Raw genomic sequence first — 12,924 nt, forward strand, 5'->3', positions numbered from 1 at the left:
TATTTCAGCTCTTTACTGGAAAAAAGTGTTTTATCTTGTTATAAACAGGGGATTATAAAATATAGTCAATTTATTTACAAAGAAGACCCGCAAAACAATAAATATCTGACAGCAATCGTTTAGACTATAGAGCTGAACATAAGTCGAAAAGTGGAGAGCACCTGCTCTCTCTTTTCGGCTTTTTTATTTTCACATAACTAAAGGAGAGATAAAGATGACACATTTACTGCCCCGCACTAAGAAAGAAAATCTAAAAGAAGGGGTAACTTCCCCTGAGACATCTAACGTTTTCCGCGCCCAGCCTTTCAGGGAACACTTGGTGGAAGACTGGACAACAAGCTATGGCCTTCCGCAGATAGATATATGGGAAGACAGCCAAATGTATGTACTCGAAGCAGCACTTCAGGGTTTTCACAAAAGTGAAATAAGCGTTGAGTATGAAAATGGCTATATAACCATGCGCGGTGAAAGAGACGTGCCTACATTACAAAATGACCTCAGAAAATACATTCGTAAAGAACGTTCTTTTGATACTTTTTTGCGAAGCTTTTATATTGGCCAGGTGGAAGAAGAGAAAATTAAAGTGCAGTATCAAAAAGAGATTCTTACGATTCAGGTGCCAAAGTTAAACAGCAAAAATCAATTTACGTTCAAGCGTATAGAAGTACAATAAGTTGGCTTTGAGATTATACAAAAAAGAGCATTCGCTTCCCCTTACAAAAGGGATAATGAATGCTCTTTTTTAACTTCTTTAGTTATTTATTCATTTACTCTCTTATACTCTTTTTCCCCATACATGGACTGGCTTCCTTCTTCATCTTCCGGGAAGATTCTGTTTAGTAAGAAGCGGTGATAAAAGAATTCGAAAATCCCAATAATCACAGATACAATAACAAATCCTGTATATAACTCTACAGGTTCAGATCCCATCCACGTGCCAAGAAACCACATTATTAAAAACGCGGTTATTACGTCCCCCAGGGTCGTGTAGATGTTTTTGATCAGCGGCATAATGGTCAAATCAAGAACGTAAATGAACAATGCTACCAATAACGCAACAGCAGCTGTTTCTGCCAGATTAAACTGGTCAAAAATAAGATAGAGCACTATCCATGTAAGAAGACTGACAACCCCTATTTTTATACATAATGCAATAACGTGATGCATCCGTATCCCCCCTTTTACATTCATTTCCGCCATACAATCCTATCTATTTTAAAAAGCCGAAAAAAGACATAGCATCTTTTTTCGGCTTATCCATCAGCTTCGTTGTTCTGTAGATTACTCCCGGCATAATAAGAATGTAATATTCCCTTTCCCCACTTCTTCTGGCTGTGAAACGCGCTTTTGCCTAAAGCTTTTATTAGCTTTGCAGACGGCCTTTTATTTGACGGATAGCGCCGTTTACTTCTCCAGCATGTTTTGTAGGCAGCTGATGTGCCCCTCCTTTTATTCGGGTAACAGCAAGATCAGGAATTCTTTTCTGAAAACCTTTTACGTATTTCAAGGTGAGTACATCCGCACTTCCATATAGAACAAATGCGGGACAGGTGAGATATTTAAGCTGTTCCCTTGCATCATACATTTTCCCGCTCTTATACATCTGTTTTAACAGAGTGGAATTACTATTTTTTATGTTAGCTGAGATTTTTCTTTGCTGCTCTTTCTTTTTCGTATGAGTAAAAGATAATCCATTGCCTATAAGACCTAGTAACCCTCCTGATGCGCTCCAAATGCCTAACTTAAATTTAACAGATAAAAAAAACGTATTGACGACTGGAAATGCATTAACTAATAACAGTGCTTTAACCTTTTCCGGGTATTGTAATGCTGTAATCTGGGCCGGTGTTCCTCCTAGAGAATACCCGCATAGAATTACTTTTTCATCCAGATGATCAATCAGGTCTCTTATATCTTCTGCCCAATTTTCCATCGTAAGCGTCTGATTATCTCCGCTTTCACTTTTTCCATTTCCTCTTGGATCAAATGTAACGACGCTGAAATCTTTCTCCAATTCAGACTGCTGTTCAAATACAGCCGCTCCTAAACCTGGCGGCGGTATAAATAATAAAACCGGGCCGACACCCTTTTTTTCATAATACATTTCAGCATTTGTTGTTTTAAAATAGGGCACTTCATTCATCCATCCTTCGCTTATTTATTTAATACTGCTTCTTTGAAATACACTGAAAATTCCTTTACGGCGTCATATGCCTGAGGATAGACGCCGATTTTTCTGATAAAGGCGTGATCCATACCTTTATATTCAATATGGCGGACAGAAACTCCATTCTCTATCACTTGTGATGCAAATTGTTCAGCCTGGAGCCGGAGAAAGTCAAATTCAGCCGTTATGACAAACATTGGCGGCAGTTTTTCCTTATCTTCTCTTAACAAAGGAGATACTAATGGCATATACACATCTTCCAAATGTTCTAAATACAGATTTTGAATAAAATAAAGCGATTCTTTCATCGTAATTAGTTCCCTGCGGATAAGTTCCCTGTCTTCAGACAGATCATAATGATTGATATCCCAGGCATTTCTTGACGTGTCGGATAGGTCGACTAATGGACAAAAAAGACCAATAAAGCGGATGTTCCATTCTTCTTCTCGGCTTAGGTGATGCACGCCCAGTGCAAGGTTGCCGCCTACACTGTCTCCGACCAAACCGATTTGATCCGGATTAATATAAAAACGATCAGAAAAAGTATACGCATACCGGACAGTTTCCAGACAATCATCCATGCCGTCCTGGTAGGGATGCTCTGGAGCGAGGCGGTATTCAACGGCTATGACTACTGTATTCGAGGCATCAGCTAAAAACTTACAAAGATTCTCTATCACATCTTCATCTCTTTCAAAAAAACCGCCGCCATGATAATAAATAAGAGCAGGCTTTACCGTTTTCGTTCGGTTGTAGACTCTTAGCTTTAATGTGCGGTTTTCTAGATGAAGATACTCTGTTTCGACCTTAATATTGTCACTCATATCTTTATTGTCTACATTTTCCTGAGCGCGGATTTCATCCAGGTCTTTTGTTTCCAGTGGCCTGCGAAGAGTAGGATTTACTTCTTCCAAAAATTGTTTAACTCTTGGATCGAGACCTTTATTATCTTCCATAAATGGAATTCCTTTTAGAAGCCTGCTCTCCTTTTCTTTTTCAATATACGTGCCATTATTCGCTAATCTGGCGGCCAGTTCATCGTGGGTATACTTCATATTTTCTTTTTCACTCATTCTTTCCACTCCTACTTTCTTTTTTCTTTTGCTTATATTGCTGCAGACTCAAGCAGAATTAGTGCTTATGTAAAAATCGTTATTTTTTTCTGCATTGTTATTTCATAATTAACTGGTGTAGCAACTTTTTTACCGCTATTATAATTATTCCCCTGTCTATTTTTTTTATAAACCTACCACTTTTTCTTTTATTTATGTTTATTTTTATATGAAAGCAGGTATCCACTAAAGAGCAGGCGTATATATTACGTAGGCCTGTATAAGCAAATGGTCATCTATTACCAGCCTGACAAACATACTTATAAACACCGGCAGCAATGAGTCAAATATAAAGTTGACCATAAGCCGAGAAGAAGCTACCCAGCTTTTTCTCGGCTTTTTTTAATTGATTAAAGGAGGTGCAGAACATTTGGATCACATAATTTATTTTTGTGACCATATGAATGCTCCGCCGGATAGTATGATTCATGATGTTTTTGACAACATCGTCAAGTATTAAAGCCCTTTTATGGGCAAAAATAATAAAAGAAGGAGTGCATCAAATCATGACAACAGATAGATATCCATCCCGTCACCAGACCGAGGCGTCCATTACGGAGCGCAAGGACCCGGTGGCGTATCGAAACCCCGACTTTTCCGACGGCCCGCTTACGAAGGCAGACGAGGATTTTTACGACGAAAACGGCTACCTGCTGTTTGAAAATCTGTTTGAACCGGACGAAATTAAAACGATGATTAAAGAGCTCAAGCACACGATGGAGCGCAACCAGGAAAGCGACTCCGTTGAAGTGATCAAGGAGCCGGAAAGCAACGATATCCGCACCGTGTTTGAAATTCATAAAGACAGCGGCTTCTTTGAGTCGCTCGCCCAAAATGACCGCATTGTGTCTGCGGCCCAGCAGCTGCTCGGCAGTGAGGTGTACATTACGCAGTCGCGCATTAACTTCAAGCCCGGTTTCAAAGGCAAGGAGTTCTACTGGCACTCCGACTTTGAAACGTGGCACGTTGAGGACGGTATGCCCGACATGCGTGCGGTGAGCTGTTCGATTGTGCTGACCGACAACTATGAGTTTAACGGGCCGCTTATGCTCGTGCCCGGCTCGCAGAAATGGTACATTTCCTGCCCCGGTGAGACGCCGAAGGACAACTACAAGTCGTCCCTGCAGAAGCAGGAAAGCGGCGTGCCGGACAACGACAGCATGAGCTGGCTCGTCGACAAAGCCGGCGGCCGCATTGACCGTGCGACCGGTCCGGCCGGATCCGTGCTGTTCTTTGACTGCAACACGATGCACGGCTCGTCCGGAAACATTTCCCCGTACGCACGCAGCAACGTCTTCTTTGTGTTCAACTCAATTGAAAACAAGCTGACCCACCCGTTCTCCGGGCAGCAGCCGCGTCCGGAATTCCTGGCTAACCGCGAGAACATCAAGCCGATTACACCGGATAAAAGAAAATTGACTGAAATTGCTACAACTACTTCATCCTCTTCTTAATATACTAAAGCGGACAGGCTCAAACCTGTCCGCTTTTTTATTTGCTTTCCTGCCGCTGTGGTTCATTTCCGAAAAAGGAGGGTATTCTATAAGAGAAGAAAACTAATAGCTGGGATGAGGAAAATACATGAAAATAGGACTAATCGGCATTGGAGATATTGCTAAAAAAGCATACCTGCCGGCGTTGACCCAAACAAAAGACGTAGAACTTCACTTATGTTCCAGAAACCAGACTGCTCTAGAGGAAGCTTCCTCTGCATTCTCTGTAAACGAAATATTTACCGATAGGGAAAAATGGATGAAAAGCGGCATTGAAGCCGCCTTTGTCAGCACAGCCACTGAGGCCCATGAAGAGATTATAGACGATCTTCTTGATCATGGGATTCATGTTTATATTGATAAGCCGATTACCTTTTATGGGATTGCCTCTAAACGGCTGCTTGCGAAGGCAAAAGATAAAAATCTAATATTAATGGTAGGCTTTAACCGACGCTATGCGCCTCCCTATCAAGCGTTAAAAGAAGTACCCGATCCAAACATGATCATTATGCAGAAAAATAGAGACCATCAGGCCGCTGATTACCGCACCTTTATCGTAGAAGACTTTATCCACGTCATCGATACTCTTTTATACTTATTTCCGTATGATATTCAGAATATCCAAATCCGCGGCATGCAGAAAAACGGTCTCGTGCATCAAGTGGTGCTTGAGCTTGAGGCAGCTGAAGGCACTGCCATCGGCATTATGAACCGCAATGCGGGAACGACAGAGGAAAAAGTGGAATTGATGAGCGAGAGCGAAACGAGAGTAGTTCACAATATCAACGATGTAGCCACCCATCAAAATAAACAAATCATAAAACACTCTGCGAACGACTGGGAGCCAATGCTTCAAAAGCGCGGTTTTTTCGGGGTTATTGATGCATTCATTAATGCCGTGCATCAGGGCGGTGCTTCCTATACAGGATATGAGAGGGATGCGCAAAGACATGATATCGCTGAACAAATGGTGCAGAAGCTTATGAAAGAACAGTAATACCGGATGTGACAGACAGGAGGCTCCTGTCTGTTTTTTTATTTTACATATGCTTTGTATCATTCTTTTGCATATTGGATTTTTCATGCTACTATGAAAACAAATAATCTTTCTTACGAAAAATAATTTGGCATTTGTTAGAAAGCAGGGATAACTAATGGCTCTTCCAGAAACAATCTATCAGGCATTAATTCAACATATAGATCTTGGCATCCATATAGTCGATGAGACAGGGAAAACGGTTGTTTATAATGAAAAAATGGCACAGATTGAAAACATGAACAGCCGCGACGTGCTTCAGCGTAATATTTCCGATGTATTTGCTTTTAACGAAGGACACAACAGTACCCTTGAGCAGGCATGCCGGGAGGGAAAAGAGTCCCGCAGACCTCGTCAGACCTATTTAAATAATCAGGGCGCAGAGATAACGACAGTAAATCACACCTTTCCCGTATGGGAGAACGGCCATATTATTGGAGCGGTGGAAATCGCCAAGGATATTACGAAGCTGGAACGTATACTTCAGGAAAACCGGAGCCACAGCAGCCGCCGGTACACTTTTCAGCATATTATCGGCAGCAGCTGTGAGCTTGCAGAAGCCGTGGAGATTGCCAGGCGCGCCACACGAACCACTTCCTCTGTATTAATTATCGGGGAAACCGGTACAGGAAAAGAAATATTTGCCCAGAGCATTCATAATGAAAGCAGCCGCGCCTCCAGACCGTTCATCAGCCAGAACTGTGCGGCGCTGCCGGACAGCCTGATTGAAAGCATCCTATTTGGCACGAACAAAGGAGCGTTCACCGGTGCTTCCGACAGGCCGGGACTGTTTGAGCAGGCTGAGGGCGGAACCCTGCTGCTTGACGAGCTCAATTCGTTAAGCCCGCCTCTTCAGTCCAAGCTGCTGCGGGTGCTGCAGGAGCGGGCAATCCGGCGAATTGGCGGCACAAAAGATATAGACGTGGATATCCGTATTATCGCTACGATGAATGAGGATCCGATCGATGCCATTACCGAAAACCGCCTTCGTAAAGATTTATACTACCGGCTCGGGGTCGTTACCGTGTTTATCCCTCCCCTTCAGGAACGCAAAGCCGATATTGCCCCTTTAGCGGAATTTTTTATATCTAAATACAATCATTTATTTCAGCTGCAGGTTAAAGGACTGGACCCGGCCGTAGAGAGCCTTTTTCAACAACACAGCTGGCCGGGAAATGTGCGGGAGCTCGAGCATGTTATTGAAGGGGCTATGAACGTAATAGAAACCGAAGAATTAATAGACACAAAGCATCTCCCCTTCTCCTTCCGCAGCCGTCCTATCGCAGAAGAAAAGCGTGCAGCCTCTCCCGTTCCTTATTCTGTGCCGGCAGATTCTTCGCTCATTCATGAATCGACCGGGCTTCATGACTATTTATTTCAAGCAGAAAAGCAGTATGTAAAGCAGGTTCTCGAAGATAACAATTATCATATTAAACAGGCTGCGGAGGTGTTGGGCCTCAGCCGTCAGAGCCTGCAGTACCGCCTTAAAAAACTAGGAATCCAGAAAATATTAGTATAATGAAGACCGGGGCTGTTAATGCAGCACCGGTTTTTTCATTACATTCATGTTGGCATGAAAATTGCAATATTAATAAGCGAGTCTTACATACGTTGAAGGAGGACTATGATGAAACATATTAGTATTATTGGAGCTTCGATGGATTTAGGTCAGCAGAGACGCGGGGTCGATATGGGACCGAGCGCTATCCGCTACGCCGGTGTGGTGGAACGTCTTCAGAATCTGGGCCATACCGTGACAGACCTGGGAGATCTTGCGCCTCCGCTTCCCTCTGCCGGTTCCTCCTCACCAGAAACACTGCGGAATATTGAGCAGGTCGTGGATGTGAATACACGGCTGGCGGAACAGATATCCAGCGCCATTGCATCCGGCAGCTTTCCTCTTACACTTGGAGGAGATCACAGTATCGCTATCGGAACGGTCGCCGGGGTAGCCGGACACTATGAGAATCCAGGTGTCATCTGGTATGACGCCCACGCAGATCTGAATACGAGCGACACCTCTCCCTCTGGTAATATTCATGGCATGCCGCTTGCCGCCGCACTTGGACTTGGAGAGGACCGCCTCACTAGTATCGGCGGCAGCGAAGTAAAACTCTGTCCCGAAAACATCGTCATTTTCGGGGCACGGGCGCTTGATGAAGGAGAAAAGCAGTTAATAAAACAGCTCGGCATTCAGGTTTACACCATGCATGAAATAGACCGCCACGGCATGAGCGTGATGATGGAAGAAGCGATTGCTTACCTCAAAGACAAAACGGACAGCGTCCATCTAAGTCTCGATCTGGATGCACTTGACCCCCAGCATGCCCCGGGTGTCGGCACACCGGTTGTAGGCGGCCTCAGCTACCGGGAGAGTCACCTGGCAATGGAAATGCTGGCCGAAGCAGACATTATTACGTCCGCTGACTTTGTGGAAGTGAATCCAATATTGGACGAAAAAAACCGCACCGCCAAAGCTGCCGTTGATTTAATCGGCTCCCTCTTTGGAGAAAAACTCTGTTAAAAGCCAAAAAAACGATACATTTTATCTATATAAAGGAGAGAGAAAAATGACCGCATCGATTTCAACCGCTTCAATTATTGAACAGACAGAACAATATGGCGCCCACAACTACAAGCCGCTTCCGATCGTTATTTCCAAAGCGAAAGGAGTATGGGTCGAGGACCCGGAAGGCAACCGCTACATTGATATGCTGAGCGCTTATTCTGCCGTGAACCAGGGTCACTGCCACCCTAAAATTATCCGTGCGCTTCAGGAACAGGCAGAAAAAGTAACCCTTACGTCACGAGCCTTTCACAGCGAGCCGCTGGCCCCGTTTTATGAAAAGGTTTCTGCATTAACGAATAAAGATATGGTCCTGCCGATGAATACGGGAGCGGAAGCGGTGGAAACAGCGATCAAGGCCGTCCGCCGCTGGGGCTATGAAAAAAAAGGGATTCAACAGGATCGTGCCGAAATCATTGCATGTACCGATAATTTCCATGGCAGAACCATGACTGCGGTCTCGCTTTCCTCCGAGGTAGAAAACAAGCAGGCGTTTGGACCAATTCTACCTGGCATTAAGTTAATCCCTTATGGAGACGCCGAGGCCCTTCGACAAGCTATCACGCCTCAGACTGCCGCCTTTCTCGTGGAGCCTATTCAAGGAGAAGCCGGTATTGTTATTCCTCCCGAAGGATTTCTGAGAGAAGCGTATGCCATCTGCCGGGAGCAGAATGTTCTGTTTGTCGCAGATGAAATTCAATCAGGACTTGGACGAACGGGCAAAACGTTTGCCTGCGACTGGGAAAACGTCGTGCCGGATATGTATATTCTCGGTAAAGCGCTTGGCGGCGGGGTCTTCCCTATCTCCTGCGTGGCAGCCGATCACGAGATTCTCGGCGTATTTACGCCGGGCTCACACGGCTCTACATTCGGCGGCAATCCGCTAGCCTGCGCTGTATCCATAGCAGCGCTCGAAGTGCTTGAAGAAGAAAATCTGGCAGCGCGTTCTCTTGAGCTTGGCACTTATTTTAAAAACAAGCTGAAAGATATCCAGAATCCTATTATTAAAGAAGTACGCGGCCGCGGCCTTTTTATCGGACTGGAGCTTACCGTGCCTGCACGTGCATACTGTGAAAAACTAAAAGAAAAAGGCCTCTTATGTAAGGAAACACATGAAACGGTCATCCGCTTTGCCCCGCCGCTTGTTATTGAAAAGGAAGACCTGGACTGGGCGATTTCCCAGATTAAAGACGTATTTACAACAAACTAAGGAGGCTGTTTTATGTACACCCCATACAAGCACGAACCTTTTACTGATTTTACGAACGAGCAGAACCAAAAGGAATTTAAAGAGGCGCTGCAAATGGTAGAACAATCTCTGGGGCGTGACTATCCGCTCGTAATCAACGGGGAAGCTGTTACTACAGAAGATAAGCTTGTTTCTATTAATCCGGCCGAGAAAGAGGAAATTATCGGGCGGGTGTCCAAAGCCACCACTGCTCACATTGACCAGGCCTTTGACGCCGCCTCCACGGCATTTGAGAGCTGGCGTTATACGAAACCAGAGGCCCGGGCGGAAATGCTGTTCCGGGCAGCCGCTATTATGCGCCGCCGCAGGCATGAATTCTCAGCTATCCTTGTAAAAGAAGCAGGCAAGCCATGGAAAGAAGCAGATGCCGATACGGCAGAAGCCATCGACTTCATGGAATACTATGCCCGCCAGATGATAGAACTGAAAGACGGCAAGCCAATCAACAGCCGTGAAGGTGAATATAATCAGTATGTGTACCAGCCGATCGGCGTAACGGTGTCAATTCCGCCATGGAACTTTGCCTGCGCGATTATGGTCGGTATTACCGTTGCACCGCTCGTGAGCGGCAATACGGTACTGCTGAAGCCGGCAGAGCCCACGCCGGTCATTGCCGCTGAATTTGTTAATATTCTTCACGAAGCCGGCGTACCAAAGGGCGTTGTCAACTTTGTACCCGGTGATCCGGAAGTGATCGGCGATTATATGGTAGATCATCCAAAGACATCCATTATCAGCTTTACCGGCTCCCGCGCAACCGGAACACGCATTTATAACCGTTCATCTGTTATTCAGGAAAACCAGTTCCATTTAAAGCGGGTTATTATTGAAATGGGCGGCAAAGACACGATTGTCGTCGACAGCGACGCCAACCTGGAAACAGCAGCCAAGGCTGTGATCCAGTCCGCCTTCGGTTTTTCCGGACAGAAGTGTTCCGCCGGCTCCCGCGTGATCGCCCATCAGGACGTGTACGAAGAGCTTCTCAGCATTATTGAAGAACGCACACAGCGCCTGACCGTAGGAAACCCTGTTGACTACGATCATTATATGGGACCGGTCGTCAACCAGAAAGCTTTTGATAAAATTACCGGCTACATTGATATAGGCAGACAGGAAGCGCGACTTGTGACCGGCGGCGAAAGTGATGACTCCACCGGCTACTTTATCCAGCCGACCGTGTTTGCCGATGCCGCCCCCGATTCCCGTATTATGCAGGAAGAAATATTCGGGCCCGTAGTTGCCTTTGCGTCAGCCGAAAGCTTCGAGCAGGCAATTGACATGGCTAATAACACCGAATACGGTTTAACCGGTGCTGTCATTTCCCGTACGATAGATCATCTCGAATATGCCAAGCAGCGCTTTCATGTCGGCAACCTGTACTTCAACCGCAACTGCACCGGTGCGATCGTCGGATACCACCCCTTCGGCGGATTTAAGATGTCCGGCACTGATGCTAAAGCAGGCGGTCCCGACTACCTGATCCAGCACATGCATCCGAAAACAGTCAGCCAGATGCTGTAAAACTAAAACCGCAATCCTCCGTAAATGGCGGGTTGCGGTTTTTTCAGCTTATTCATTCTTTATTTTTCTCCGTGTTTGGGAATCCATAATGCCTGCCATCTTTGTGAACAATTTTATCTTCCACGGGAGTTCGTACGTCCCGTTCTTTAGATCGTCCATATAGCTATAAGGAGCATCCATAATGCCTCCTTCAACGGCAACATATCCTCTGTGGCCGAGCTGATAGATATTATTTTCTACAGCCCAGTTCACTCTCGCTTCCAGCGCCAGGTCAGGCCTTACCTCTCCGGTAATAATTTCATCCGGTCTGCGGCTGCCGGTTACCAGCGGCACGCCGTCAAATCCTACGATCATGCCTTCCCCCATGGAATCATTTATTCCATCGCTCCCACACATGGCGACAGAGACCGTGTAGGCAAGGTTTGTGAAAGCATTAGCCTGATTGGTAATATTCCATGAATGGTAGATAGGTGCTGTGTATCCGGCTGTACGTATAAGAACATCAGCACCTTTGTACGCAAGCTCACGGGTTACTTCCGGAAACATGCCATCATGACAGATAGCAAGTCCGAGCGTACTATTGTTCGGACCCGGACATACAGGAAGTCCCATATCTCCTGGTTCCCACGGTTCAACCGGCGTCCAGGGATGAAGCTTTCTATAATTCAATTGGATGGTTCCTTTATTATCGATAATGAGTCCTGTATTAAATGGATTTCCCATTCGGATTGTATTCCATGATGGAAAAACATCCCCAGATCCCGGTATCTCTGCACGCCTCTTTAAGCGCTTCTACTTCTTTCCATCTACCGTACACATAATTTCTTCATTCATATCCATGGAGAGACCATGCAGCATATACTCTGGAAAAACGAGTAAATCCACAGGTGCGGCCATATGTTCAGCCGACCTTACCATGTCGCAGACTTTCTTTGTCTGGGTTTCCAGGTCCTCTTTTTGTTTTCGTAACAGGCAGCTGCAATTGCACCAACCCCACCACTACGCCGTTTGGTGATTTATTTAATCCGCTCAGTCCGCTCATTGAACTCCTCCTATTGCTGCTGGCTGCGCGGCAGCCAGTTCTGCTGCTATTTTCCCTATCTTCTCCACGCCTGGCGTATCACTGTGTATACAAATAGAATCGTACTTCCCACTCGCTATGGCTTTTGCCGTTCGTTGTTTAATCGCTCCATGCGTTCCCAGCTCTTCCGATGTCCATCCAAACATTTTTACTTTGCCATTTTGGTAAGGACGATCCGCAAAATATTCCAGGGCAACGGGAATTTCTGCTTTCAGCGCCTTGGACGATAATACGGAGTCCGGCAGGGTATAAAGGGTTAATCGATTTTGATAGGTTAAGAGGGCCCCAACCACTGCTTCAGCTAACTCTTCCTTTTCGGCAGCCATCATATAAAACGCCCCATGCAGTTTCAAATGGTGGAGCGGCATATTATAAAGCGAAGCAAATGCCTGAAGCGCTCCGACCTGATATACGATATAATCATACGCTTCTTCCGGGGATACATTCATTTCTCTTCTGCCAAATCCCAATCGGTCTGGAAATCCAACATGGGCTCCGACTTTCACATTATTTGCAGCGGCAAGCTGTATCGTTTTTCTCATTTGATGAGGGTCCCCGCCATGAAATCCGCAGGCAATGTTTGCTGAATCTACTAACGGGAACAGTGCTTCATCTTTACCATAGTGATATACTCCAAAACTTTCGCCTGCATCCACATTGATATCTATTTTTTTCTTACGTTCTGTCATAAAAACGCCC

At 45.5% G+C, this 12,924-nt stretch carries 12 protein-coding genes; 7 read left to right on the top strand and 5 right to left on the bottom strand.

Annotated features, from left to right (window positions below; all coding sequences use genetic code 11):
- The first annotated feature begins 214 nt into the window (after nucleotides 1-214).
- Nucleotides 215-673 carry an Hsp20 family protein gene (locus tag MMY81_RS10160; RefSeq protein WP_252312774.1) on the top strand — a complete coding sequence of 153 codons (459 nt, stop codon included), beginning with the start codon at nucleotides 215-217 and terminating at the stop codon, nucleotides 671-673.
- An 86-nt stretch (nucleotides 674-759) separates the two neighbouring features.
- Here the strand turns inward: MMY81_RS10160 and MMY81_RS10165 are convergent, their stop codons facing one another.
- The 3 genes from MMY81_RS10165 to MMY81_RS10175 all read right to left on the bottom strand — a co-directional run bounded on the left by MMY81_RS10165 (nucleotide 760) and on the right by MMY81_RS10175 (nucleotide 3,240).
- Nucleotides 760-1,167, bottom strand: coding sequence for a DUF2512 family protein (locus MMY81_RS10165; protein WP_252312775.1), 408 nt, complete (start codon nucleotides 1,165-1,167; stop codon nucleotides 760-762).
- 196 nt (nucleotides 1,168-1,363) lie between these two features.
- Nucleotides 1,364-2,143, bottom strand: a complete 780-nt coding sequence (locus MMY81_RS10170) for an alpha/beta fold hydrolase (protein ID WP_252312776.1) — start codon at nucleotides 2,141-2,143, stop codon at nucleotides 1,364-1,366.
- Between the two features lie 11 nt (nucleotides 2,144-2,154).
- Nucleotides 2,155-3,240 (bottom strand): alpha/beta hydrolase, encoded by a 1,086-nt coding sequence (locus MMY81_RS10175; protein WP_252312777.1) that lies wholly within the window; start codon nucleotides 3,238-3,240, stop codon nucleotides 2,155-2,157.
- Nucleotides 3,241-3,785: 545 nt separating this feature from the next.
- Here MMY81_RS10175 and thpD point away from each other — a divergent pair.
- The 6 genes from thpD to pruA all read left to right on the top strand — a co-directional run bounded on the left by thpD (nucleotide 3,786) and on the right by pruA (nucleotide 11,144).
- On the top strand, nucleotides 3,786-4,733 hold the full coding sequence (thpD, locus tag MMY81_RS10180; RefSeq protein ID WP_252312944.1) for an ectoine hydroxylase: 948 nt from the start codon (nucleotides 3,786-3,788) through the stop codon (nucleotides 4,731-4,733).
- A gap of 127 nt (nucleotides 4,734-4,860) precedes the next feature.
- Entirely contained in the window at nucleotides 4,861-5,769 is a 909-nt protein-coding gene (locus tag MMY81_RS10185; RefSeq protein WP_252312778.1) for a Gfo/Idh/MocA family protein, read from the top strand.
- 157 nt (nucleotides 5,770-5,926) lie between these two features.
- Nucleotides 5,927-7,327 carry a sigma-54 interaction domain-containing protein gene (locus tag MMY81_RS10190; RefSeq protein ID WP_252312779.1) on the top strand — a complete coding sequence of 467 codons (1,401 nt, stop codon included), beginning with the start codon at nucleotides 5,927-5,929 and terminating at the stop codon, nucleotides 7,325-7,327.
- A 108-nt stretch (nucleotides 7,328-7,435) separates the two neighbouring features.
- Complete coding sequence (rocF, locus tag MMY81_RS10195; protein WP_252312945.1) at nucleotides 7,436-8,332, top strand: arginase; 897 nt, start codon at nucleotides 7,436-7,438, stop codon at nucleotides 8,330-8,332.
- 46 nt (nucleotides 8,333-8,378) lie between these two features.
- Entirely contained in the window at nucleotides 8,379-9,584 is a 1,206-nt protein-coding gene (locus MMY81_RS10200) for an ornithine--oxo-acid transaminase (protein ID WP_252312780.1), read from the top strand.
- 12 nt (nucleotides 9,585-9,596) lie between these two features.
- Complete coding sequence (gene pruA / locus MMY81_RS10205; protein ID WP_252312781.1) at nucleotides 9,597-11,144, top strand: L-glutamate gamma-semialdehyde dehydrogenase; 1,548 nt, start codon at nucleotides 9,597-9,599, stop codon at nucleotides 11,142-11,144.
- Nucleotides 11,145-11,192: 48 nt separating this feature from the next.
- Here the strand turns inward: pruA and MMY81_RS10210 are convergent, their stop codons facing one another.
- Both MMY81_RS10210 and MMY81_RS10215 read right to left on the bottom strand, forming a co-directional pair.
- Complete coding sequence (locus MMY81_RS10210) at nucleotides 11,193-11,867, bottom strand: nitrilase-related carbon-nitrogen hydrolase (RefSeq protein ID WP_252312782.1); 675 nt, start codon at nucleotides 11,865-11,867, stop codon at nucleotides 11,193-11,195.
- A 315-nt stretch (nucleotides 11,868-12,182) separates the two neighbouring features.
- Entirely contained in the window at nucleotides 12,183-12,914 is a 732-nt protein-coding gene (locus MMY81_RS10215; protein WP_252312783.1) for a 5-oxoprolinase subunit PxpA, read from the bottom strand.
- Between the last annotated feature and the right edge of the window lie 10 nt (nucleotides 12,915-12,924).

Source organism: Sinobaca sp. H24 (assembly GCF_023845525.1).